The 26,349-nt window shown below is 34.5% G+C and carries 23 protein-coding genes, 1 pseudogene and 1 riboswitch; of the genes and pseudogenes, 4 read left to right on the top strand and 20 right to left on the bottom strand.

The genetic code is table 11. The features are described 5' to 3' along the window. The 7 genes from LN736_RS16850 to LN736_RS16820 all read right to left on the bottom strand — a co-directional run. Nucleotides 1-1,238 (bottom strand): 2-oxo acid dehydrogenase subunit E2 (locus LN736_RS16850; RefSeq protein ID WP_229982038.1); only part of this gene is annotated, 1,238 nt, incomplete at its 3' end. An 80-nt stretch (nt 1,239-1,318) separates the two neighbouring features. Continuing rightward, nucleotides 1,319-2,290 (bottom strand): alpha-ketoacid dehydrogenase subunit beta, encoded by a 972-nt coding sequence (locus LN736_RS16845; RefSeq protein WP_150357248.1) that lies wholly within the window; start codon nt 2,288-2,290, stop codon nt 1,319-1,321. Between the two features lie 2 nt (nt 2,291-2,292). Then, nucleotides 2,293-3,231 (bottom strand): thiamine pyrophosphate-dependent dehydrogenase E1 component subunit alpha, encoded by a 939-nt coding sequence (locus tag LN736_RS16840; RefSeq protein ID WP_179978282.1) that lies wholly within the window; start codon nt 3,229-3,231, stop codon nt 2,293-2,295. A gap of 416 nt (nt 3,232-3,647) precedes the next feature. Next, the gene (locus LN736_RS16835) at nt 3,648-5,594 is read right to left on the bottom strand and encodes a sigma-54-dependent Fis family transcriptional regulator (RefSeq protein ID WP_150357249.1); all 1,947 of its coding nucleotides are present in this window, start codon (nt 5,592-5,594) and stop codon (nt 3,648-3,650) included. Between the two features lie 145 nt (nt 5,595-5,739). Beyond that, nucleotides 5,740-6,603 carry a lipoyl synthase gene (gene lipA / locus LN736_RS16830; protein ID WP_179977374.1) on the bottom strand — a complete coding sequence of 288 codons (864 nt, stop codon included), beginning with the start codon at nt 6,601-6,603 and terminating at the stop codon, nt 5,740-5,742. Between the two features lie 34 nt (nt 6,604-6,637). Then, complete coding sequence (locus tag LN736_RS16825) at nt 6,638-6,934, bottom strand: DUF6506 family protein (protein WP_150357251.1); 297 nt, start codon at nt 6,932-6,934, stop codon at nt 6,638-6,640. Between the two features lie 168 nt (nt 6,935-7,102). After that, the gene (locus tag LN736_RS16820; protein ID WP_179977375.1) at nt 7,103-7,669 is read right to left on the bottom strand and encodes a ferritin family protein; all 567 of its coding nucleotides are present in this window, start codon (nt 7,667-7,669) and stop codon (nt 7,103-7,105) included. Between the two features lie 181 nt (nt 7,670-7,850). Between LN736_RS16820 and spoVB the strand changes: the two genes are divergently transcribed. After that, a complete protein-coding gene (spoVB, locus tag LN736_RS16815) occupies nt 7,851-9,182 on the top strand; it encodes a stage V sporulation protein B (protein WP_150357253.1) in 1,332 nt (443 codons plus the stop codon). Between the two features lie 8 nt (nt 9,183-9,190). On the opposite strand, the gene LN736_RS16810 is transcribed toward spoVB, so the two are convergent. The 6 genes from LN736_RS16810 to LN736_RS16785 all read right to left on the bottom strand — a co-directional run bounded on the left by LN736_RS16810 (nt 9,191) and on the right by LN736_RS16785 (nt 18,289). Further along, a complete protein-coding gene (locus LN736_RS16810; RefSeq protein ID WP_150357254.1) occupies nt 9,191-10,798 on the bottom strand; it encodes a putative polysaccharide biosynthesis protein in 1,608 nt (535 codons plus the stop codon). Nucleotides 10,799-10,822: 24 nt separating this feature from the next. Then, nucleotides 10,823-11,782 carry an RluA family pseudouridine synthase gene (locus LN736_RS16805; RefSeq protein ID WP_229982039.1) on the bottom strand — a complete coding sequence of 320 codons (960 nt, stop codon included), beginning with the start codon at nt 11,780-11,782 and terminating at the stop codon, nt 10,823-10,825. A gap of 165 nt (nt 11,783-11,947) precedes the next feature. Next, nucleotides 11,948-12,895, bottom strand: coding sequence for a 3'-5' exoribonuclease YhaM family protein (locus LN736_RS16800; protein ID WP_229982037.1), 948 nt, complete (start codon nt 12,893-12,895; stop codon nt 11,948-11,950). A gap of 200 nt (nt 12,896-13,095) precedes the next feature. Then, entirely contained in the window at nt 13,096-14,268 is a 1,173-nt protein-coding gene (locus tag LN736_RS16795) for a M20 metallopeptidase family protein (protein WP_150357256.1), read from the bottom strand. A 33-nt stretch (nt 14,269-14,301) separates the two neighbouring features. Next, entirely contained in the window at nt 14,302-16,380 is a 2,079-nt protein-coding gene (locus LN736_RS16790; protein WP_229982036.1) for a cell division protein FtsA, read from the bottom strand. Between the two features lie 202 nt (nt 16,381-16,582). Then, nucleotides 16,583-18,289, bottom strand: coding sequence for a cell wall-binding repeat-containing protein (locus LN736_RS16785; RefSeq protein ID WP_229982035.1), 1,707 nt, complete (start codon nt 18,287-18,289; stop codon nt 16,583-16,585). A gap of 152 nt (nt 18,290-18,441) precedes the next feature. Next, a riboswitch (cyclic di-GMP riboswitch) is annotated at nt 18,442-18,527 on the bottom strand. Between the two features lie 212 nt (nt 18,528-18,739). Between LN736_RS16785 and LN736_RS16780 the strand changes: the two genes are divergently transcribed. After that, nucleotides 18,740-20,530 (top strand): DUF2207 domain-containing protein, encoded by a 1,791-nt coding sequence (locus LN736_RS16780; RefSeq protein ID WP_229982034.1) that lies wholly within the window; start codon nt 18,740-18,742, stop codon nt 20,528-20,530. Between the two features lie 67 nt (nt 20,531-20,597). Here LN736_RS16780 and LN736_RS16775 read toward each other — a convergent pair whose 3' ends face one another. Continuing rightward, complete coding sequence (locus LN736_RS16775) at nt 20,598-21,122, bottom strand: flavodoxin domain-containing protein (RefSeq protein ID WP_179977380.1); 525 nt, start codon at nt 21,120-21,122, stop codon at nt 20,598-20,600. Nucleotides 21,123-21,301: 179 nt separating this feature from the next. Here LN736_RS16775 and LN736_RS16770 point away from each other — a divergent pair. Beyond that, nucleotides 21,302-21,496 (top strand): annotated as a pseudogene (locus tag LN736_RS16770) (PH domain-containing protein); the annotation flags it as partial. Between the two features lie 178 nt (nt 21,497-21,674). On the opposite strand, the gene LN736_RS16765 reads toward LN736_RS16770, so the two are convergent. After that, on the bottom strand, nt 21,675-21,932 hold the full coding sequence (locus LN736_RS16765; RefSeq protein ID WP_106011082.1) for a hypothetical protein: 258 nt from the start codon (nt 21,930-21,932) through the stop codon (nt 21,675-21,677). A gap of 160 nt (nt 21,933-22,092) precedes the next feature. Then, nucleotides 22,093-22,755: a 4Fe-4S double cluster binding domain-containing protein gene (locus tag LN736_RS16760; RefSeq protein WP_229982033.1), complete on the bottom strand. Its 663-nt coding sequence runs from the start codon at nt 22,753-22,755 to the stop codon at nt 22,093-22,095. Between LN736_RS16760 and LN736_RS16755 the strand changes: the two genes are divergently transcribed. Then, nucleotides 22,754-23,242: a CGNR zinc finger domain-containing protein gene (locus LN736_RS16755; RefSeq protein ID WP_229982032.1), complete on the top strand. Its 489-nt coding sequence runs from the start codon at nt 22,754-22,756 to the stop codon at nt 23,240-23,242. The genes LN736_RS16760 and LN736_RS16755 overlap by 2 nt on opposite strands. A 40-nt stretch (nt 23,243-23,282) precedes the next feature. Here the strand turns inward: LN736_RS16755 and LN736_RS16750 are convergent, their stop codons facing one another. The 4 genes from LN736_RS16750 to LN736_RS16735 form a co-directional block, all read right to left on the bottom strand. Then, nucleotides 23,283-23,798, bottom strand: coding sequence for a hypothetical protein (locus tag LN736_RS16750; RefSeq protein ID WP_150357265.1), 516 nt, complete (start codon nt 23,796-23,798; stop codon nt 23,283-23,285). Between the two features lie 256 nt (nt 23,799-24,054). Further along, the gene (locus tag LN736_RS16745; protein WP_179977382.1) at nt 24,055-24,312 is read right to left on the bottom strand and encodes a zinc ribbon domain-containing protein; all 258 of its coding nucleotides are present in this window, start codon (nt 24,310-24,312) and stop codon (nt 24,055-24,057) included. 77 nt (nt 24,313-24,389) lie between these two features. Further along, complete coding sequence (locus LN736_RS16740; protein WP_179977383.1) at nt 24,390-25,325, bottom strand: helix-turn-helix transcriptional regulator; 936 nt, start codon at nt 25,323-25,325, stop codon at nt 24,390-24,392. A 41-nt stretch (nt 25,326-25,366) separates the two neighbouring features. Beyond that, nucleotides 25,367-26,239: a PhzF family phenazine biosynthesis protein gene (locus LN736_RS16735; RefSeq protein WP_179977384.1), complete on the bottom strand. Its 873-nt coding sequence runs from the start codon at nt 26,237-26,239 to the stop codon at nt 25,367-25,369. Nucleotides 26,240-26,349: the final 110 nt, after the last annotated feature.

The following is a 26,349-nucleotide window of genomic DNA, read 5'->3' as shown; positions in this document are numbered from 1 at the left end:
ATAACTATCTGGCCCTTTTCCACCACCGGTGTTTCAGCAATCTTGTTTACTCCAAGTATGGCTACCTCAGGCTGGTTTATAATAGGCGAGAATGTATCTATGCCGAACATTCCAAGATTCGTTATGGTAAATGTACCTCCTGTCAGATCATCAGGTCCCAGTTTGTTTTCCTTTGCTCTCTTTACAAGATCCTTGAATTCGGCCGTAATCTGCTTGAGCCCCTTTATGTCACAGTCCTTTATCACAGGAACCAAAAGTCCGCCCTCCAGGGCAACGGCAACCCCCATATTCACATAATCCTTCAAAATAAATGTATCTCCCTCTATAGAACAGTTTGCCAGCGGAAACTCTTTAAGCACCTGTGAGACTATCTTTATGAGCAGATCCGTATAGGTCACCTTGAAGACGTCTTTAAGGCTGTCTTTCAATCTCTTCAGCTCTGAAGTATCCATGGTCATATTGTAGGTTACGGTAGGTGATACGCTGACGCTTTCACTCATCCTCTTTGCAATGACTTTCCTCATTGCAGACATCTTAACAGCTTTTTCACCTCTGACAGCTACCTGCTGCGGTGATGCTTTTTCTTCTTCAGTCTTTACTTCAGGTGCTGCCTCAGACACTTTGGCTGCCTCTGCAGCCTCCAGCACATCTTTTTTCATTATCCTCCCATGCTTCTTTATACCCGAGAGATCCACGTTGAGTTCTTCTGCCAGCTTTGCAGCTGCAGGAGATACTTTGATCCTGGTGCTTTCAATATATGCTTCTACATCTTTCTTTACTATTCTGCCCTTAGGACCTGTACCCTTTATGTTTTCATAACTCACGCCGCCCTGCAGGGCAATCTTTCTGGCAAGGGGTGATATCTTTATTCTGTCTCCAGTTTTGGCCAGTTCTGAAGCCTGAGGTTCAGCGGACACTTCTGACTTCACCACCTCCTCCTTATCTTCACTTTCACTGCCCCTGGAACCTGCCTGCTTTAAAAGCTCCGATATGTCCTCATTTTCACCTGCAATAATACCCACAGGCACCAGACATTTAACTGTCTCACCTTCCTCCACCAGTATTTTCCTAAGTACTCCGCTTTCTTTTGCTTCTATTTCATTTGTAAGCTTATCCGTCTCAACCTCAAATAGAATTTCTCCCTTTTCAACTTTCTCTCCTTCACTTTTGTGCCAGTTTACCAGGGTCCCCTCTGTCATGGTCAATCCAAGTTTCGGCATCACTTCAATACAACTCATTAAAAACCCTCCTAACATCTAGATTGAATACAAATAGGATAATGTAATTCAGAGAAATGTTCCCTGAATTACACATCTATTTATAATGTTTTCTTTACAGCAGCTACTATTTTATCTGCATTAGGCAGTATATAGCTTTCAAGTTTCGGTGAAAACGGTATTGGCACGTTGTAATTTCCAATTCTGACTACCGGAGCGTCCAGATAATCAAATATCTCCTCACTTATCAGGGCGGAAATTTCTCCCCCGAAGCCTCCTCTTTTGGTTTCTTCAGTTACAACCACCGCTCTATTTGTCTTTTTCACTGAATTGAATATTGTGTCTTTATCAAAAGGAAAGAGAGTTCGTGGATCTATTACTTCTGCGTCAATACCTTCTCCTGAAAGTTTTTGGGCAGCTGAAAGTGCTTCGTCAACCATTTTGCCTGTTGCCACTATGGTAACATCTTTTCCCTCTTTTTTTACATCTGCAACACCAAGAGGTATTGGTGCCGAACTTTCGTCTACTTCGCCTTTTTTAGGATAAAGGCCTTTATGCTCTATGAAAATCACAGGGTTATTATCATCTATTGAAGTAAGCATTAATCCATAGGCATCTGCCGCCGTAGTAGGATAAACCACCTTCAGCCCCGGTACATGTGTAATCCACGCTTCAAGACACTGTGAGTGCTGTGCTGCCCCCTGGAATCCAGCTCCGCATGGAACTCTTACCACCATGGGTAAATTTATTTTACCTCCAAACATATATCTCAATTTTGCCGCCTGATTAACCAGCATATCCATTCCAACCGTCATGAAATCCATAAACATAAGCTCTGCAATAGGTCTCAATCCTGTAGCGGCAGATCCGATAGCACACCCTAAAATGGCACCTTCTGAAATAGGAGTATCTCTCACTCTCATTTCACCAAATTCATCATGCATTCCCTGGCTTACTCCAAAACACCCTCCAAAGGGACCTACATCTTCACCAAACAACAGTACATTTTTATCCTGGCGCATTTTAGTGCACATAGCATCTTTTATTGCCTGTGAAAAAGTTATTTTTGACATACCTATTCAACCCCCTCTTTTATATCGCTGTACACATCTTCAAATACTGAATTCAATTCTGGTTCAGGACTGTTCATTGCAAAATCAACTGCCTCTTTAATTTGTTCGTCAACAGATTTTTTCATTTTATCTATTTTATCTTCACTTAAAACTCTATTTTCCAGCAGATATTTTTCGAAACGGGGAATAGGATCCTTTTTAATCCATGCTTCCTGTTCTTCTTTTGGTTTATAAGGCGCTGGATCCCCTTCAAAATGTCCTCTCTGCCTGTAGGTTTTACACTCTATGAGAGTTGGACCCTCTCCCTTTCTGGCTCTTTGTATGGCCTCACTGGCAGCCTTGTAAATTGCCACGGCATCGTTCCCATCTACTGTAACTCCAGGCATATCATAGGCTTTAGCCCTTACGGATATATCTTTGATATTCTGGTGTCTTTTCTGAGAAGTTGATATTCCGTATCCATTGTTTTCGCAGACATATACAATGGGAAGTTTCCAAACACTTGCCATGTTCAGTGATTCGTGAAATGTACCCTGATTTGTAGAGTCATCGCCGAAGAAACATACACAAACCTGATCTGTTCCCCTGTACTGTGCACTCATTCCTGCACCTAATGCTATATCGTGTCCTGCACCTACTATACCGTTTGCGCCAAGTATTCCTTTGGTTGCATCTGCAATATGCATGGATCCACCTTTTCCTTTACAGTATCCTGTAGCTTTTCCAAAAAGCTCAGCAGTCATATATTTGAGTTCTCCGCCTTTTGCTATTATGTGACCATGACCTCTGTGAGTACTGGTTATATAATCGGCATCAGTTAAGTTTTCACAAACAGCGGAAGATATGGCTTCTTCACCTATATAAAGATGTACAAATCCTGGAATTTTTCCCTCTGCAAAATTGTCCTTTGCCATGTTCTCAAATGCCCTTATTTTTAACATTTTGTCATAGATATCTATAAGTGTATTGTTTTTTATGCTTTCTCTTTCTTTTACCTTTTCCAAAATAATCCCTCCCAATAGTATTAAATACAGATATCAGCAGTATAATTACATTCATAAACGATTACATTGGTGTCCACCTCTTTTGCTTTGAATATAAAAATGGTTTGTATTCATTTATAAATTTATTTAGCAAAACTCATGCCAAATATCAAGGGATTCTATATTTATGATTTATCCTGTAAAATCGTCAATTTAAAAAACTACTTCAAAGAAATTTTTTCATAACGGGAATTATTTCTTTCCCATTTTGGACAAGTCTGAATTTTTGATATTTTATATGATTTGTAAAAATAAGATTCTCTATTTAAGTTGACTGTGTAAATCACCTTAAATAGAGATAAAAGAAAAGACTACTATTTCAAATTGTATTTTTTAATTTTTCTGTAAAGTGTAGATTTTCCCATTTCAATTAGCTTACTTGCATTTATCACATTTCCATTACACTGCTCTAATGCTTTAACAATAAGTTCTCTTTCAACTTGATCTACAGTTTTAATCTTATTTTTTGACTTGTTTTCTAAAGATATTGTATAATCCTGGATATTCCCAACACTTTCCATAATATAATCAGGTATCAGGGAATCCGTTATAATTCCATTTTTAGATAGGTAATATGCTCTTTGAACTACGTTTTCCAGTTCTCTAACATTTCCAGGCCAGTTATATTCTTTGATAATATCCATAAAACTTTTATCTATATGCTCTATCTGCATTTGATTTTTTTTATTCAATCTATTCAAAAAAAATCTCACAAACATTTCTATATCTTCTTTTCGCTCTCTTAAAGGGATCAGTTTTAAATTAAATACATTTAATCTGAAATATAAATCGCTCCTAAAATTTTTGGCATTAACCTCTTTTATAAGATCTCTATTTGTAGCTGCCACAATTCTTACATTTAGATTTCTCTCATATTTTCCACCAATTCTGCTAATAGTATGATTATCTAAAACTCTTAGGAGCTTAGATTGAATTTCAAGAGGTAATTCTCCAATTTCATCCAAAAATATTGTACCCTCATTTGCAAGTTCAAATTTTCCAGGATTACCCTCTTTAGATGCCCCCGTAAAAGCACCTTTTTCATAGCCGAATAACTCGCTTTCCACAAGATCCTTGGGAAGTGCCGCACAGTTTATTGCCACGAAGGGCCCATTACACCTTTTACTTCTGTTATGAATAGAGTGAGCGAATAATTCCTTTCCTGTACCGCTTTCTCCTGTTATCAGTACAGTACATTCATTTTGAGCTATTCTCTTTGCATCTTCAATTATACCCAACATTTTAGGATTATTAGTCAGTATGTTGTCAAAATCATACCTGGAAGAGAATCCTGCTATTTTGTTTACTACTCCACGCATCGTACCTGCTTTTTGTATAACGATTACAAATCCAACATAATTTTCACCTATTAGGACATGCGTTACACTTATATTACATTCCACTCTTTTATTTTTTACATATAAACTTATTTCTCTATAGGCAATTTTCCCATTGTCGCTTAATCCGTACATATCATTGGCTACGTCTCTTAATAGAACTTTCATATCCAATTTATACATTTCGCTTTTATGAATTCCAAGTATACTGCATATTTTTTCATTGAAATATTTGACTTTAAACTCATTATCTAAAACCAGCATGCCTTCTTTTATTGAATTAAACGCAACTTCTGTCCATTTTCTATGTTCACTTATGGCAAACTGTTCCTGTATGGTATTGGATGCTTCAGCAACTATACCCAGAGTATGGGAATGAAAAGTTCCTATGCTTCCTGATAGATCAATACAGCCTATTATTTTCCCCCTGCTGTTGTGTATTGGTGCTGCAGAACATGTCCACTTATGCTGTTCTCTGCAGTAGTGTTCTGCACCTAATGTCCAAACAGGTTTATCTAAATAAATACAAGTTCCAATAGCATTGGTTCCAACATCTTCCTCTCTCCATCTGCGTCCTTCTAAAAAATCCAGATTCTTGTTTGCAGCCATTATTCTTTCATTTCCCAGAATTTTTAAAATAACTGCATTTTCATCTGTCAGTATAATTGAATAATTTGTATCTTTCAAGATTTCATATAAATTTAACATTACAGGTAGACAAATTCTTATAAATTCTTTTTTTTCCTCAAGTACAGCATCAAATTCACTTTTGAAAAGAATATTAGCCTTATTGCTGTTTTCTCCAACACCGTAGTTTTTACATCGTATCCAGGAATTTAAAATATCAGGCCTAACATCTTTTGGTATTTCATTATATTCTATAAATCTACGGCGTCTTTCTTTAATCTTATCTATATAGCCCATAGTCATTCCTCCTCGTAAATTCTATATGAAATATAACAGTACTCTTATAATATATTATACAATATATATATCTAACAGCACAAAAAATTAAGAGATAGACACTGACCTTTTAATTCAAGCGTCTATCTGCGTAAAGATATATTAACTATTTTAAATTCTCCAAGATTTTAATACTCTCAAAGGCCTTATAGGAACTTCTCACATAAGGTCCTGAAAATACAACCTTAAATCCCTTATCCAATGCCATTTTTTTGTACTCTGCAAACTTTTCAGGAGTGACGTATTCAAAAACAGGCAGATGCTTTTTAGATGGTCTAAGATATTGACCTATTGTCAATATATCACAGCCGACTTTCAATAGATCATCCATTACTTTCAATACCTGCTGCTTTGTTTCTCCAAGTCCCAGCATTATACCGCACTTTGTATACACACTGCTGTTGAATATTTTAACTTGTCTCAGCAGCTCAATGGATCTATCATAAATTGCCAAGGGTCTAACTTTTTTATATAAAGATTCCACCGTTTCAATATTATGATTTAGTATATCCGGTCTTGCATCAATTATATCTTTTAAAGCATTCCAATTACCATTTAAATCGGGTATCAGAAGTTCTACAGTGGAATGCGGATTTTCTCTTCTCATGGCTTCTATGATCTTTACAAAATGTTCTGCTCCTCCATCTTCTAAATCATCTCTTGTAACGGAAGTTACAACTGTATGTTTAAGTCCAAGTTTTTTGCTGGCAATGGCTACGTTTTCAGGTTCTTTAGGATCAAGTTCCTGCGGCATCCCTTTATTTACAGCACAGAATCTGCAATTTCTCGTGCAGGTATCCCCCATCACCATAAAGGTAGCTGTCTTGTGCTTGAAGCATTTCCCTATATTGGGACAATTTGCACTTTCACAGACTGTATGGAGCGAGAGTTTCTTTAACATATTTTCCATTTTATCTAATACAACTTCATCAGGTGCTTTCATTTTCAGCCACTCTGGTTTCGAATTCAATAAAATCACTTCCTCTTATGTCTTTTTTCATCAATTAGAAGATTTCATCTCCACTTTTATTTCCAAGTCCTGGATGAATGTCAAATCTCACTGCTCCTACAGGTATTTTACTTTTTACAGCTTCTTTAACCCTGGCGGTACCATTAACTCCAAAGCCGCCGCATAATTCTATTGCGCAAATATCATCTTTTACTAGATCCACAGCAACTTTACAGGCTTCATCATAACTTGAGACTCCTACGCTTATAAGTTCCATTTTCACCGTCTTTATAATTGATTTATGGATTTTAGGATTGGCTCCTGGTGCTAAAAAAATAAATGCAGCTTTCATTGAAAATTACCTCCTGTATTTTTTATTGATTCTTAAAAGCATAAATCAAGCCAATACCAGAAACATTGAAATATCTCCATTAAAATTACTCTAAAATCCAATTATGGGAAAAAGTTATTTCAAAATGGGAATTATATTAATTAATTTATCTTTTGAATACACGCATGACTAATTTGCTTTTTTAGTAAGATCTATGTGCATTTTTTCCACCTTTGCCAACACATCGAATATCTTTTTAACCTGGTAGTCATTCATTTTATCTGCATATCTTTCATAGTATTCTACTGCATGTTTTTCCCTTTTACAGGCCATGTTAAGAAGTTCCCCGTCGCTTTTGTATTTAGAATAATCCAGGCTTTTAAGTTTGGGTTTTACAGTAAATCCACCTATTTTGCGGTGTATATTGGCATGTACATACTCCACTCTCGAAAGAGATCTAAACATATTTTTTATTTGAATATTTGCGGCAAGTTTAGACACTTTATCATAAAAGTCACCATTAAATATTTCTAATTTATATGCATGATCTATTATTTTAAGGCTTCCTGCATCAAAATTATATTTTTGCTCTTCTGCGTTTTCATTTTTTGATATCATATATTTCCTGGGTGCCCCGCAAAAAGGGCAAAAGCTTATATTATCCAGGGTGTTTTTCCCTTCAAATGCTTCTGCATTATAAAAATAATTTTTATCATCTATAATTGCACCACAGATTCTGCAAATCAATTTTCTCATTGAACGTACCCCCTAAATCGTAAATTAAAATTTCCTACCAAACGGTTATCTATAGTATATCATAGGATTGTAAAGTAATAAAAACCCTGAAAATAAAAAGAATATACTTTAAATGCTTGTCATAATTATTAATATTGATGTTTTAAATATTATCAATATAATCTGTAGGTCAGGAGTTTTTATGAAAAGAGAAAGATTTTTAAAAAGTACACTTATCCTAATCTGTTCAAACTTAATAACCTCAATATTCGCATTTGTATTTTCAATAATATTGTCCAGAAATCTAGGAGCTGAAGGTATGGGACTTTACGGACTTATAATGCCTGTATACGATCTGTTTATATGTCTCATTACAGGAGGTATGGTAACCGCAATTTCCAGAGTTGCTGCAGTATATTTCGGAAGAGATGATTTCAATAATTTAAACCGCTCCATAGACATATCCTTGACTTTTAATTCTCTGCTGGCTACTTTTGTAGTTTGTATGATATTTATAAATGCCCCCTACATAAGTGCCAATATAATAAAAGATACCAGATCCATCCATGCTCTTCAGGTTATGTGTCCTGCCATTTTTTTTATAGCACTTTCGTCCATACTGAAGGGTTATTTTTACGGGATATCAGAGATGAAAATACCCGCTTTTATAGATATATCTGAAAAATTTCTGCGAATTGTCATAATAACTTTACTCATAAATTCATTTTCACTGAAAGATGTAAATGGGACTGTAACTGCAGCTTATATAACTTTAACTTTGGGGGAATTCATAAGTTTCACTGTACTCTACGTTATGTACAAGATAAAAAAAAGAAGATTTGGATTCAATTTCTCAAATACAGAAGACAAATTACAGCTTTTATTCAACATACTTGTCATATCATTTCCACTATGCATAAATGGATTTTTATCTACGTCCCTTTCAGCCATTTCAGCTCTGATAGTTCCAAGAAGGCTGGTGGCATCGGGAATAGAATACAATGCAGCTCTTGGTATGATAGGCAGATTTAATGGTATGGCCATGAACATAATATTTTTTCCAACTACAATTATAACCTCCATGTCCATAGTTCTCATACCGGATTTATCAGAAAAAATGAGCAAAAAAGATTATTGGGCAATTGAGAGAAGAATATCTCAAATTGTAAAAATAGCTTTATTTTTGGGAGTTTTGACTATGATAATCTGCATTTCCCTGTCTGACTATTTAGGAGAATTATTTTATAGACGATATGATCTGGAAGACTATATAAAATTTACAGCATTGTCCGCTCCAATTATATTCGTATCCATGTCAACTTTTGGAATTTTAAATGGCATAGGTAAACAGAAAGTAATACTCAGAAATTCTCTTATTTCTTCAGTTATGGATGTGATACTGGTATATTTTTTAACAGGTATACCAAGTATAAATGTATACGGATGTGGTATAAGCCTGATGATCACTTCTCTGACTACCTTGGCATTAAATATGCACGAACTTATAAAGGATAACTTCTATGGAAGCCCTTAGAAGTTATCCTATCTCATTTTGGTCAATATAAATCTTGGAACTAATTTTATAGCCCTGGAAGGCAGTGACTGTAAATCCCTTTTGCTTATTCCTCCGATTAAAACCAGAACATACATATAGGTCACAATTCCAATTGCTATGGATAATACAGTTGAAATTGCATTTGGAAGATACGGAATTTTGATAAATTTCAGTACAAAATGCATTAAAAAATAACTCACATATACTATGATTCCCATGGCAGCTGAAGCAGCCAGCGGTTTAACCGCATGATTCAGCATGCTGACTCTTACATTTAAAGATTTTTTAATAATTCGGTGATTCAATGCTATGGGAATTATAAATCCCATAGTACTGCCTATTACAGCGCCAAGTATATTTATTTCAGGTATGGAAATCAGGAAATAATTCGTAATTATTTTTACGCATATACCTATTATGGAGTACAAGGTGGCAGTAAAAAGTTTTCCTATACTCTGCAGGATGGTGGTTTGGATCTGCATGAGGGACATCAATACAAGCACCACTGAACCCCATGCCATAATATAGGATCCACCTCTGAATTTAAGCATCTGAAATATTGGATCGCTTAAAACGGAAAATCCAAATGCACAGGGAATTGCAATCAGAAAGCAGAGCCTGAAGGAATAATTTATATTGTCCTTTACCTTCTTGCCGTTTTTGATGGCAACAGCTGCGGATATTGCAGGAAGTATAGCCGCTGAAAGAGAGGATATTATGGTTATAGGTACATTCAAAAGCTGCTGGTATTTTGTAAGATATCCATAAAGTATGGTTGAGTTTACATCACTAAATCCGCCGGCCATGAGTCTGGACTTTGTGTTCCACATATCAACCAGATTTCCTGCATAGGTCATCCCCACACATATGGTTATAGGCACTCCATATTTTATAATTCTTTTCACCAGTTTGCCGGTGTCAATTCTCTCTGACTTCTGAACTGTCATCTTCTTATACATGCCAGATCTTCTGGAGTTTTCATAACAGAACATTAGAAAGCATGCAGAAGCCAGTGCTCCAAGGGAAGTGCCGATAGGTGCTCCTACACATCCCACTTCCACTCCGTACTTTATCAGGTACGCTGCAAATGCTATACCAAATATGGTATTTACTATCTGCTCTATTACCTGGGATACAGCTGTAGGTGTCATATTGCCACTGCCCTGAAAATATCCCCTGTAAGCTGAAGCCACAGAGGTAAACAGTATGGCAGGAGCCAAACTTAAAAGGGATAGATAGATCTTGCTGTATTTCATTACTCTGGACAGCGGGGATGCGAAAATCATCAGCAGTGCCGCCATCACTATTCCCATTGCCATAAGCATGAATCTGGCTATCTTAAATCCCTTCACTGCATCCCTGTAATTCCCCACTGCATTCAGCTCGGATATAAGTTTGGATATGGCCACCGGTATTCCTGAATTGGTAAGCACATAGACAAAAGTGTATATCTGATAGGATGCTCCGTAAAGGCCATAGCCTTCATCCCCGACTATTCTCATGAAAAGTGGTATGTATATTATGGACAGGATCTTTACCAGCATTCCTGCTGCTGAAAGTATGGCAAAGCCTTTAGTAGTCGACTGTTCCTTCATAATTCAAAACTCCCTATACCAAATCTAAAATTTATCAAACAAGTCATTTTTAATCTTTCTAAATATAGGTGGCAGACTTTCCGATATGGTCTTGTTTTCCATATATTTTAAATGTTCGGGACAGTCTCTGAAATTTAATTTATAGGCATAAAGGTATTGATATTTTAATCCATACTTATTGTAAAAAAGGCTGTTCAATTTTGGTGTTCCATATTTTGCATCTCCAATTATAGGATTACCCAGATGTGCCAAATGAGCCCTCAACTGATGACTTCTGCCTGTAATAAGTTCCAGATCTACTAGTGAAAAAGTGCCGCAAGTTTGGAGAACTTTTACTTTCATGGATATTTTTTTAGTATTCTTTTTGGGAACATCATATACAATGGACATATTATTTTTTATATCCTTTAGGATATATCCCTCATATAGGCCTTCTTCTATTTTCCCCTTTATCATTGCCTCATAGTATTTTTTTATATTCCTGTTCTTTACCATTTCATTCAGCAATTTCAGTGAATCATAGTTTTTACCATATATAACTATACCTGATGTATTTCTGTCGAGCCTGTTGCAGGGTGAAGGAGTAAATGTAATTTCCTTTCCTGGATCGTATTCCCCTTTGTCATATAGATATGAAAGTACATAATCAGTTAAAGTTGAACCATTGGAGCTTTTTCCCGAATGTACCAAAATTCCGGGCCATTTTTCAACTAAAAGCATGTTTTTATCTTCGTAGGTTATTTTCAAAAAATTGCTTTCTACTTTTTTCAACTTTGTTTTTTCCTGCATAGAAGTTATATACTTAGTTTCTATTATATCTCCCGCTGACAGAAAATAATTTTCTCTGGATTTTTTATCGTTTACCTTGATGTCGCCCTTTCTTATAGCCTTGTATATACCGCTTAGTGGTACATCCTTCAACCACTTTCTCAAAAATTTATCCAGCCTTTGACCAGATTCATTATTTCCGATTTCAACTCTCATCATGATCTCTCCAGTACTTTTAATATATTTAAGTTCTAAATTATCCTTATATGACTCCAAAAAATTTTGCATTAATAAACAAACTTCATATGAACTGAGAATCACTTTATACGGACAACATCTAATTATATACTACTGTCCTTGACTAAATCAATATAAAAATCATCATAATTCACTCTTATACAGTTGTATGTTTCCAAGGAAAAATTGTTTATCACTGAATTTACCCTTGGTGATACCCTTTAAAGCTTCCTCAAACTGATATACACTTGCATCTATCTCGTCTAAATAGTGTAATATCTCAGCCTCCAAAGTCATTGGCTTTTTAGGTGAGCCATTTTCCTCCACACCGTGATGCGAAACTATCATATGTTTTAAAAGCAGCTCTATTTCTTCAGGAGTTCCCAATTCACTTGCTGCATCATGAACCATTACTATACCTTCTACAATATGACCCAGTAATTTGCCCTCTTTAGAATAATCTTCCACTACACCTAATTCGCTGGAGTCAAGTTCCTTAATTTTCCCAATATCGTGCAGCATGACACCGGAAAACAACAATTCTCTGTTTATGTAGGATCCATATACAGAAACAATGCTCTGTGCGTTTTTAAACATCCTGTACATGTGATATAGTAGTCCTCCTCTAACTGCATGATGTACCTTTTTAGCTGCAGGATAATATATCAATTTGTCCTTATTGTCCATTAAAAGCTTCTCCACTATATTTTTAAGATCATTATTATTAAAATTTTCAGTCTCACGAATGAAATCATTAAACATGGTTTCCGGATCTACAGGCACACTCTTGATAAAATCCTTTATATTTACCTTGTCTTTATCCAACGCCGGCCGACAGTTTGTTATATTCAACTGCAAATTATCTTTATAATTTCTGACTAATGCTCTCACTTTAATTATTTTTCCAGGTTTTACACCTTCTCCCAACTCCTCCAGGGATGCAGACCACATAATTCCATGTATATCATTTTCACCATCACTTAATAAAAATTTAATATATGAATCTTTATTTCTAGTTACATCCTCTTCTAGTTCTTTTACAAGTAAAAAGATATCTAAAGAAATATTTGCTGTTAAGTCTTTTATTTTCATCTATCAATTTTCCCCCTTCTATAACCACAAGACATAAACTGTAAAATTATTTTTCTCAACTCTAACAAATATATTACCATAATTTTAGAATCTAACAAATATAGCTGATACTATAAATTATATAAAAAAGCCACCAAGTTTTTAAATATCTCAGATTGATGGCTTTAGAAATATCTTAATTATATAATATTGGGAACAAGTCATTTTAAGAAATTATAAGCTGTTTGGCACTGTATTGCTACACCGATAGGCAAACAATCCTCATCTATATCAAATAGGTTCCCATGTGCTGGATGTATTATACCTTTCGCCTTGTTCCTACATCCCAGATAATAAAATGCAGAAGGTTTTTCCATTGAAAAATAAGCAAAACTCTCCACTCCCATGCTCGGATTTTGAAGTATTTTTACACGTTCATTTCCTATTACCTGCTTCGCCGCCTTTAATATGTCCTGTGCAGCACTATCGTCATTGTAAAGGCATGGATAGCTTTCTTGTATATCTATTTCACATTTGCCTCTCATAGAACTTACAATTCCTCTTGTAACCTCTATAAGTCTTTTTTTTACATAGGCTCTGTGTTCGGTTTTCATAGTTCTTATAATTCCAGATATAGTAACTTCATCCGGAATTATGTTTTGTGCTGTTCCGCCGTGAATGGAGCCCACTGTGAGCACAGCTGGATCTGTGGGTGGAAGTTCTCTACTTATAATCTCTTGAAGTGCCAATATTACGTGGCTTGCCATAACTACGGGATCAATTCCCATATTAGGCCTTGCGCCGTGGGCTCCTAAACCTTTTATCTTTATAGTAAATGGATTGGAAGCCGCATTTACAACCCCAAATTTTAAACCTATATTTCCAACTTCTATGTTTTCCTCTACATGAAGCCCTATAATTCTATTCACTTCAGGATCTTTAAGTACACCTTCTTCTATCATTATTTTTGCCCCGCCTGTGGTTTCTTCTGCGGGCTCAAAAAATAATTTTACATTTCCCTTAAGTTCATCTTTTATACTATTTAAAATTTTTGCCACTCCAAGTAGAATAGTGGTATGTGCATCATGACCGCAGGCATGCATTTTTCCTTTCACCTGTGAACAATAACTGCAATTTTTTTTATCCTGCAGGGGAAGTGCATCCATATCTGCCCTTATCCCAATAGTTTTATTCCCAACCCCTCTTATTACCGCACATACTCCCGTATCTGCAGTTTCCCTGTATTCTATACCAAGTGACTTCAGAAATTCCTTTATCTTGCCAGAAGTTCTCTTTTCTTCATATCCAAGTTCCGGATGTCTGTGAAAATCTCTCCTAATATCAATAAGATCTCCCTTTATAGATTCTGCAATTTTTAGAAAATTCCTATTCATATTTACCTCCAATCATAATTAAAGTGCATAGAATTATTCCCATCCTATCTCTATTATATCCCCCTCCGAAAGAGCATCATAATAACTTGCATTATTTCCATTTAGATGTAAATATAATCTTCCCTTTACCTTTGTCAAATCAAATTCTATATGGTTGAATATATCTACAAATATATAATCTTTTTTCCCTTTGAGCACAACATTTTTACCATTTGCAACTACAGTTATCTCGTGATTATTCACATCTTTAGCATCGTTTTTATCTTTTCCCATTTCAACGCTTCTATCTTCTTTTCCTAGGCTCACTTCTTTCAATCCTGAGTTTTCTTCATCTGCTTTCACGCTCTTTTTTTCATCCATAGAATTTTCAGTTATCCCGTAAATTCTATCACCTTCATTTATTATATAATTTTCATTCAACTTTTCTCCATTTAGATAATATACAAATTTATTCTCTTCTTTGTCTAAAAAATACTTTTTATAATCTCCAAGAGTTTTAGGAAATATTATGTTTACATTATCCCCTTCACTTATGTCACTGTTAATTTCCACTTTAGTTCCATTTATATATGCCAGTGGTTCTAAATTTTCTATTATATCATTTACAAAAAAGCTTATGGAATACACTTTTTGTATATAATCTATCACCTTAGGAAGAGCTGTCTTGCCGTCAACTGCATACTTTATCTCTATATTGTCTCCCTCTTTGACCTTATCATCCATGCTCTTCCTTAAACCATTTATGCTTACTTCAGCATTTGAAGCAAGGGTTCCAAAAGCCACTCTTTTAATCCCATTTAGCATAAACCTTATATTTTTACCATTTTTGCCTATAAGGCTATTGGGATTTATACCGGCCTGAAGCATTACATCCATGACCGTGTGGCTGTGAGAATTAAATAGACTTATTACATTTCCATTCAACATCACATCTATAAACCCGTGTCCTAATTTTCTTATAGAAACTAAAGCTATTCCCAAGACTGTTACCCCAGCACTACCAAGAGAATTGTCATTACAAATACACTCCTGAACTGACTGTCTGTCTTTTACTGCAATTCTACTAAGAGATATATTCAGCTTTTCAGCCAAAAACTCTTTTAGTTTGGGAGTATGTGCACCTCCACCTACTAGAAAAACTGCACTGGTAGATTTACCTCCATTTAGCTCTATTATCCTGCTGCCTATTTCATCTGCTATCTTTTTTACGGCAGGACTTATGAGCTTCAATATTTCTTCAGAAGTAATCTTATTTTCCATACCTAGGACATCCACATAAGTTATATCCTTGACTTTACTGCATTGTTTTTTTATTTCTTCACCTTTATTAAAATCTACCATATATTTTTGTGATATTATTTCGGTAATTTCATCACCAGCCTGAGGTACCATGCCATATGCAATTACAGTATCCCTGTCACTTATAGCTATATCCGAAGTACCTGCTCCAACATCCACTAGTGCTAGATTTAAGAGCCTTAAATTCTGAGGAATAGCCGCTTCCATAGCTGCTATAGGCTCTAAAGTCAGATTTACTACCTGAAGCCCCACTTTTTCCATAACAGAATATAAACTATCCACTACAGATCTTGGAAGAAAAGTAGCTATGATCTCTGCAGATATCTTTTCTCCTTTTTGATACATAAGATTGCCTATAAGATAATTATTTAGATAATAACTTTTTACACTATATCCAACACAGTATAATCTTCCTTTTGTATCCCGGCTTACCTTTTCTTCAGCAGATTTTACCGCCGTCAGTTCCAAACTCCTTATGGTATCCCTGTCTATTTCCCTGTCATAATCAATTTTCATTTCCTCTTTTACAGACACGGTTCTCAGAAATCTTCCCGCAGCAGCTATAGCTACATTTTCTATTTTTATATTTAAATCCTTTTCTATTTTATTTTTTATTATACTCACTGCATTAGCTACAAGTCCCACATCATGTATCTGACCGTCGATCATAGCTCTTTTTTCGTGTTCTATACAGTGCTCAGATATTACAACAAATTTTTTGTCCTTCACTATTCCTGCAGTACCTATTACTGATCTTGTCCCTACATCCAATGCAAATACCACATCCTGTGGGTTTATTCCCTTTAAATCCATAAGTATTTACCTCTTTTTCCATAATTTAAGGTATCATATTGGCAGGAATATACTCCTGCATCTAAAAATATTATAAGTAATTATAAAATATTTGTAAAATAAAAATGAGAATATAATTTTTTATAAAAAAAACAAGATATACTTGCAAGAAGCAGATCTTGTTTTTCGAAACTTAAAATCTATAACATAGAATTAGATATTATCAATAGTTCAAATAATCTTCAGTAAAATTATTTTTATCCCAGGAATGGTCTTCTGATATCTGAGATCCACTTATATTAAAATATCTATATATAATTTGCCCTGCTCTATCTGGAACTGGATCATCCCAGGTTGTATCTATATATCCAATTTTACCATCAAGCATAGCCATATTCCACACATGAACTCCTCCCCCGGCAGTTCCCCGTACAGCTATAGATTTTATACCAGACATTTCTGCCATCAAATTAAATGCTGATGCATATCCCTGACATACACCTGTACCATTAACCAGAATTCCATATGCTGTATAATCCTGTGCAGGTATTGAATTTTTTGCATAACTGTCATAATCATATTTTGCGTTACTTACAATATAGTCGTGTATTGCCTTTGCCTTTTCAGTTTCTGTCATATCAGGCTTAATTATGTTAGAGAGAACTGATTTTGCTTTTTCAGCGGCTCTATTTTTCATATCTGACAATTCAGTTTTTGAAAATCTATAATTAAAACTAATGCTCCCACTATTTGAAATGCTGTAACTTTCAACATAATCTATATCGGGATTCTGTTCAAGCACCATCTCCACAATACCCTTGGGCATGGCAGATGAATTAGCATTGTCATATAAAAATTCATCCTGACAATTTGAAATTGCAGTCTTAATAGCCTCGTACCAGTCTTTTTTGCCATTTAAAATAAGCCTGCCTGTTTTATCTGACAGATTGGAGTTGGCCATGATTCCCTTCAAGTAGCTTTCAGTCTCCGGTGTAACAACGGAATAACCACCATATATCAATATTTTATTCAGTTTATTCATACTCATATTGTAATCAAATTTATCGTCAATTAAAGCCATTCCAAGATTGTTTTTAGCAGCTACTATGGAACCTGAGAGACTATCTGCAAAAACTCTGCCGCTAGCTACTGCAAGTCCATCTATATTATTTCCCAATGTTCTCAATATATTGGTATTAAAATCTATTGGAGTATTTCCATCTATCCTTTTTACAGTAATGCCCATTTTCATGAGTTCATTATCCACATTAGATGGGACAACGGCATTTCCTCCCAATATTGTTACATTGTCTACATTGAGCCTCTTCAAAACATCTTTTGTTGTAAAATTCAATGAATTCCCATCTGTAAATAATACAATATCATTTTCCTTACCCACATAAGGTAAAGCAGCCATAGCATATTGAAATTTATACCCTGTAGTCAGAAATACTCCTCCAATTGGTTTGTATTTTTTGACTTCTTCTCCAATCCTGGCTGCTGTTTCATACCTATTTAACCCACTTAATCTAGTTACACTATAACCTAGATTCTTTAAACTATTTTCCACAGCACTGCTTATTACTCCAGTTCCGCCAAGCAAATAGATATTTTTTGCATTAAGCCTTTTTATTTCATCTGATATCACTGTGGGTATGTAATTTGTATTTGTCAAAAGTATAGGTGAATTTAACTGATAGGCAAGTGTTGTTCCTGCAAGGGAATCTGCAAATTTATCATCCCCCTGACCACTAGAAAGGACTACATTTTCAGAAGTACTCCAGTTATTTTTTGAGATATTAGCTGAGGTTTCATATCTATCTTGTCCACTTAAACGTGTCACTTCAGAAGCACTGACTTTTACAATTGGCACTAGTAGTATAAACATCATTATTGCAGCAAAAGCGTATATTTTTTTTGAAGTCCTCATATATATTTCCTCCCATCATCCTTTGCATGGTATTAAGAATTAAGAATTACTTGATTTATGGGAAACAATTATCATGTAAATTCAAAAAGCTACAGTGTCAATGTTTTAGCACTATAGCTTATATATAAATATAAAGTTATAAAATCATAAACATCAGCAACCCGACTATCATGGCTTAAACAGCTTTAGACTCGCAGCTTTGCGTCCTCCATTTTCATAGAGTTTGCTATTTATAATGTAATTTTTAATTCTATTTACATTAATATTATATACTTATATTTTTATCAAAGTCAAGAATGGCTATGTTAAATATTTTTAATTTAACATAGTCATATACGTAGAAAAAAGTACATTGACACCCCAATAAAGGCCAGTATATACTAAAATTATATAAAAAGGAGGTGTAGGCCCAAACCTAACGTAAACTCTTAAAAATACAGGAGGTCATCAATGAAAAAATTTCTTCTATGCTTTTTTGTAATATTTACCATAATTTCTATCAATCCACTCAATGTTTCAGCCTCAGATGAAGTAGATCTGTCCAAATTCAACATAGAAACTACAATAAAAGAAGATGGTTCCATTGATATGGTGGAATTTATAACCTACAATTTCAGTGGAAAATATAATGGAGCTTATAGAGACGTATCCATTAAAAATACGGACGGCATGTATAATGTAAAAGTATCCTATGTATCCAAATCCGGACAGGAAACACCCTTTAGAAAAGTAAATACTGCGGAAAATGGAGACGACAATGTATTTCAAATATTGAAGCAGGATACAGATCTATACAGGATCAAAATCTACTCCCCTTCAAAGGATGAAGAGAAAACTTTTAAAATAACCTATACCATGAAAAATGTTGCCACGAAGTACAAGGATACAGGTGAATTTTTCTATGAATACTGGTCTGATTACAATGAAACTGAAATAGATAATCTAAAAATTCACATCAATATTCCCGATATTGCAGAGGATAATAATATTAAAGCCTACTATCACGCCGTTTCATCTGGAAATGCATCTGTCAAAAATGGAAGTGTGGATTACAGCTTTCCCCATGTTAATTCAAAAGAACTGGTGGAAACCAGAGTGCTTTTTCCGGCAAGTTCAATTCCACTGTCTTCCAAGATAAGGAATGAAAGTGCCCTGAGCAGAATTCTAAAGGAAGAAGCAGATTACAGAGAAAAACAGCAGCAGAAAATAGCCCATGCTATCATGATAAAAAAGATATTTAATTATGTAAGCATGATTTTAGGACTGCTTTTTATCATATTCATGTTTCCGGTATGGAGGAAATTCAGAAACAATCCCCAGGATATATACAGCACCTACTCTCCCCCAGAACTTCCTGAAGAATGTACTCCTGCAGTGGCATCTTACATGGTAAAAAGAACTGTAGACGGAAGAACTACATATGCCACAATACTTGATTTATGGAGAAAGGGTTATTTAACCATTGAAAAAACAGAATTTGAAAATAGTAAAGACAAAGTTGATTTCTCAATCAAAAAAGTTAAAAAAGCAGCGCAGGAACTTCTAAAACATGAGAGATATTTTATAAGCTGGCTATTTGACACACTTGGAGATGGTGAAACTGTCACTACATCAGCTATAAAGAAATCAAATGAAAGCTCTTCTTTTTATTACGATTTTCAAAAATGGTCAAAACTTGTAGAGGAAGAAGTCAAGTCAAGAAATTATTATGACAAAAAAGCCAACAGCGCCGGCAGATGGTTAATCCTGTTTTCCGTTATAGGCATAATTGTTTCTATTGTATCTCTTGTTTTTAAAGCTTATTTTGGAGTATTCAGCTTGCTTGTATCGATCTTCGTGATGATCTGCGGTATATACTATTGTATTAAAAGAAGTCCCTACGGGCAGTCTCAATACAATAAATGGATAAAATTTAAAAACTACATTAAAAATTCAGATTTTACTTATGATGCCAGCACAGATTATATAGAATCCTACATTCCCTATGCGGAAGCACTAAATATGGAGAGAAACAATATGTCAAAGCTCAGATCATCCTTTCACAATCCTTCGCAGAATATGGGCTGGATATACTATTACCTCCTCTTTGACAGCATGAATTTGAACAAAAGTGAACAATTCAACTACTATATATACGATTCCTTTGGAACTGGTTCTTCTGGAAGTTCAAGTTCTATTTCAGGCAGTTCAAGTTCAGGTAGTTCCGGCAGTTCCGGAGGCGGAGGCGCCGGTGGATTTTAACTGACTCGGCTAAAAATTGCCACTTCTACGGATCTATTGATATTGGATTAAATAAACAGAAGGTAGTTCACTGTTTTCTTACACAGTCAACTACCTTGTTTATATTATCTTTTCTCGTAAAATCCACTGGCTTGTCATAAATGGCAAGCATACCTTTTTCGTCCTCCGTCAATTCTTTTTTCCCTTTTATCTTCCATTTCAGCAGTGTCATGAGCATTCTGTCAAAAGTCTTCAATTTACTATAATCAAAGCCGCCTCTCATATAAAAGAAATGTATGCGTTTTTGCTGCTCCGGGGTGAAATTTTTATTTCTTATCTCATCCGCCGTTTCTTCCCTTGTCGGAGATGCACCGGTTGCAAATACAATTATCCTCTTGTCCTTGAATTTGTCTAAATTTTCCAATATAAACTTTATTCCGTTGATGCTGACAGCATATAATCCTCCACCGTAGATAACAGTATTGTAATCTGCCAGCATATCAGCAGTGACCTTCTCAAATTCAAAAATATCAGCAGACAGTTCTTCCGCAATCCAATCGGCATATTTCTTGGTGAAACCCGTTTTTGATTTATATATCACTACAGTTTTCATTATCCACCTCTCAAAATATAAATTATTCTGTTTTTAGAAAATATTATTTAAATTATACCATAGTGTTCTGATCAATCCAAAAGGATTTTTTCATAGTCATGTAGAATTATTATTAGATGAATATACTATAATTATTGGAGGAGAATAAATGGGATTATTCGATGGAATGATGGGAGGGGAAAAAAGTAGAATATCATTCAATTCCATATAAAAATATCACTCACTTCAGCATTGAGACCTCAGGACATTTTGATCTGGATGCCGAACTTAAAATATGGATATCCGGAAATCCAGAGCCTGTACAGAAACAGTTCAACAAAAGCCTAAACATATACGAAGTTCAAAGTGTACTTGCACAATATGTATTGGAATAGCTTTTTATGGAACAATCCTCCTGAACAATGGGACTGTTCCATGATTTTCCTTTAAAAATACTATGCAATATTGTTAAATATACAATTCTGAACTTTACTAATTAATTTTGGTTGTATAAGTGGATATGTCCACTTTCTAGGGAAGTTATCAAATAAACATACTTTTCTATTGTGATCATTATTCAGTTAAATCACCTTCTATGTTTTTAATTATAGCAGTTTGATCTGGCAAGTCTCCAATTTCAATGCTTATTTCTGTGCAATTATCTATTAAATTTTCATTAAAGTTCTTAAGATATTGAAGTAGATTATTATCATCAATGTGGCTATCTTTATTTACAATAACAGACATTTTATTTATCTTTGAAATTTTCAATTCTTTACAACAACTATTTAAGCTCTGTGATATTTTACTCAGTAATATGGTATCATGCATGAAAATCATCTCCCCAAATCTGAATATATTTTACTATTAAAATATATTCAGATTTACTTTGATTATGAATAATATTTATACATAATTACCTTCCAGGCTGGGCGCATTAAATCAAAAAATGGATTTAATCATTAAACACTTCATGTCATAAAATGAGAATTTATTTACTTATCAATATCTTTAAATTGCGGGCAAGCAAATTATAATCTTCTACAAAGTTGATTGTATCCAATTTTCTATAAGTTGTTTCAGGTAGTTTATCTAATTGGGTTCCTGCCAATATCATTTCAGTCTCGCGAGAATCAAATTCCGCAATATCTTCTATATTATAGACATGTTTTCTATTAACAGGACAAACACTCTGGCATCTCATGCAGCCTATCAGTGAATTATGACAGCTTGAATTCATCCATTTTGGAAAACCCCCTTCATTTTCGTTATACAGGGTAATACATTTATCCGCATGTATTGGGAATCTGTCATTTGCTATCGCTCCTCCAGGACAATTTTTCAGACACAGATTGCAATCCTTACATGCATCCATAATTTTATTTTCCTGCCAGGTATTATTTTCACAGGGCATATCTGATATGTATACACCAATCCAATAAAAACTGCTTTCATCATCTATATAGCATATATTATTTCTACCGTACGAGCCCAATCCACTTCCTACTGCCAAAAGCTTGCAGGGAAGATTGATTTTTACCGCTCTAAAATTTATACTGCAAAGTACCCTTTCAACAATTGAAGTCACTTCAATTACTTTTTTCTGCTTTTTTTCAAGTTTGCTGTTTGTATTGAACAGGTACATTGGCGGCATGATAACAGGCTTCTTTTTCATTTTTATTGTAAAGTATATTCTGGACACTGGCTTAGGTACATTTGATAGAAAATTAACCGATAAGCTATTGGAACTTAGAGATTTTTTGAGTCATGCTGTAAATGATTTGTGTACTAAAAATACAATTTGTCAAAAAGATATAGATGAAATGAACAAATACCTTGCTTCCCTTTCTTTTTGTAAAGTTTTAAAAAAAGAAGAGGAACGATACATTTTAAATATCATTCCTGATAAATCCAATTTAAACCAGATAATATCTAAGGTGATTTTGTCTTTTGTTGAAATGATAACAAATTACGATATAAAGCGTATAAAAATTTGTAAAAACCCTGAGTGCGGATGGATTTTTTATGACGAAAGCAGAAATCACACACGAAAATGGTGTGACAATACCTGTGCAAGTCTCATGAAAGTACGTAAATTCAGAAAAAGACATACAATAAAAAAAGCATCCAATTCTGGATGACTAATTTTATTATTTATTTTTAAGTTCTTATAAGCTGTACTTATATTTCAGAAAATATCTTAATATATTCCGGTGAAAGAGGCAGTACATTGTCAAGGATACTGTCCACTATTTCATCAACATTTTCATCTGTAATCTTTATGCCTTCCATGTCATCTTCTTCATCTGTAATCATGTTCTGCTCTCTAAAATTTTGTTTCTCATATTCACTGGGCATGTTTTGCATTTTTTCAATAAATTTGTCATATTGTTTTTTGTAAATTGCTCCATAGCTGTCATGCTCCAGTGCCTCTGAATTGCTTATACACTTATTTGACAAATAAATATTACTTTCAGAAAACATAAGATTTCCGTACACATAAGCCCTCATGCAATGTTTTCCATCACTTGTAGGCAAATTCAATTTCTTGTTTTCCTTTTGATGTATATTGAATTTATAGTCAGACTGCTTTCTCTGTAGATAACATTTAGAATCCAATTCCGACAATTTTTCAGTTACATGTTCAGATATATCTGATTTGAATTTCTTTATGGTATTCTTAACTGTAATACCCATATTATACCTCCTTGTTATAATATTGATCATGTGCTTACTTACTATTATATCACAATACTTAAAACAGATACTCCTGTAAAAAAGAGCTGATCAGCCGGTAAAATTTGCGCCAACTTGTGTATTCATGGCATATGGCGATTCCAACTATGTTACAGGACAGATTTTGCATGCAAATGAAGATAAAAAAAGTTGAGAACTTGCCATCCTCAACTTTTTAATCATTTTATCTAACAGCTTTCCATTATTTTAAAGTCCATCAGCGCTTTTTCCACCTTTTTAAATGAGGGAGACAATTTTGCATAAGTGCTCTTGCTTCACCTTCCTCCATACCCTTTTTCTTCATAAAGGGAACACAGGTTTCAATCATCTCTTCCATTGTTATGTCCGGCTGTTTAAAAGCTCCATTTTCATAACAATATACACAGTATTCATGATTTTTGCTGCTATCGGCATCAGTTCCATAAAGTTCCTCACTTAAAGGCATCCCGCAGCTTTGACAATATTTCTGTTCCATAATACATTCTTCTCCTTTCATATGTTGATACAACTATTATACAGGAAAACTCTGACATCATTATGTCATGTTTGAATTCAATTATATATGTCAATTATATTTTTGCACTTTTCTTTTATAATCTCCCTTATATATGGTGGTTCCAGCACTTCCACATATTCCCCATAGCTCAGTATCATTGAATAGATCCAGCTGTCCTCCACAACTTCAGTATTCACTATGATACTGCCGTCTTCAAGAAATGTAATTTCATTTTCATCAAAATAATCCTGTATTCTGTACCTGACTTTTTCTAAAAATTTCAGTAAAATTTTTACAGGAACTTTCTGAGGCATCTCGGTCTTTGCATATTCACCATATGAAATTCTTGGTTTACAAATTTCCTCATCCAAAATCTCCAGTCCATCCATTCTTGACAATTTAAATATCCTATAATCTTTTCTCAGGGTACAGAAGGAAAACACATACCAGGAAAATCCTTTAAACACGAGAGTAACAGGCTCCACTCTCCTAAAGATATATTCTCCTTTGGAATTTCTGTAGTTGAAGCTTATACATCTGTTTTCCTTTAATGCTTTAAATATCATTCTATATTTGATATTTTCCTTTTCGGATTTCTTAAATCCCCAGGGAAGTGTATCTATAAATATCTGTTTAAAATACAGATCAAATGTGCTCTTTTTATTATGGGGTATTATGCTTTTAATTTTTTCCATAGCCATTTCCACATTTTTGTCATCAAGAACTCCATTTATATTTTTCAAAGCTTCCACTATGGATATCATATCTTCCAGTGTCAGAAACCGGTGATTTATTTTATAATTGTCCAAAATATGAAACCCTCCATTGTTTCCCTGGCTTGAAGCTATTGGAATTCCAGACATATTGATTGTGTCCATATCCCTGTATATGGTCCTTACAGAAACCTCAAACTTTTCAGCCAGTTCCGCCGCAGATATCTTATCCCTGTTCAAAAGCATCACCACAATTGCCAGCAGCCTGTCTATTTTCATAAATTATAAACCTCATCTTGGAAATAATGTATGGCCACGCTCTACATTATTTCAATTTCCCTTTCTTCAATATTCAAGGCATTTCCTCCAATTTTAACTTCATTGATCTTTCCACTATGAATAATTACACTGGCTAAAATTTCAGAAGGCCTATTCATACAATAACCTTGTTCAAAAACTAAATCTTTCATATGATTTTGTGATATAATTCCATATCTATATAAATAGCAGCTCAATGCACCTGTAGATGTTCCTGTGGCAGATTCTTCATTGATATTATAAAAAGGTGCAAAATTTCTGCAATGAGCAGTGGAATCCTGCTTTGTTTCCAACGTAAAAAGATGATACCCAACACAATTCTCTTTTTTGCAAACATATGAAATCTTATCAAAATCAGGCCTTATACTGCATAAATCCCCTAATGATTTAATGGGGATTAAAATATCTTTTAATCCAGTAGATACAATTTGGATTGGAATATCATCCATAATTTTATTCTGGCTAATATTTAGAGTATCAGCTATATATTTTTTATCCAATATTTTGTGAAATATGGGCTTACATTGCTCCATATAGATTCTATTATTTTTTCTATATTCTATTTCTAAAATACCGGCTTTTGTTTCCTGAGTATATCTGCCAGCATCAATAATACCTTTATCTGCAAGTAAACAAAAAGTTGCAATAGTTGCATGTCCACATAAATTTACTTCCTTGTTAGGTGTAAAAAATTCAACTTTAAAATCAGCATTATTGGACTTCTTTACAAATGCAGTTTCTGAAAAGCCAACCTTTTTTGCAATCCGCTGCATATGTTCTGACAGCAGAGAATCCGCATTTAAAACAACTCCCGCAGGATTACCACCTGTATTTGTTTTGGCAAACGCATTAAGCGTATAAACTTTTATTTTCATTTGTTTTCTTCCCTCGTGAACTACCACCACTTATAGAAGTGGATGGCTTCTTAGTCAATATTCCTAATGGAACAAGTTTACCTAAGCTCTAAAGGTCGAACCAACCTCAG

This window comes from Clostridium aromativorans, from assembly GCF_020908015.1.
Taxonomy (GTDB): domain Bacteria; phylum Bacillota; class Clostridia; order Clostridiales; family Clostridiaceae; genus Clostridium_B; species Clostridium_B aromativorans.
Note: the sequence above shows the minus strand (reverse complement) of the source record. Positions and strands in the feature narration are given on the sequence as shown.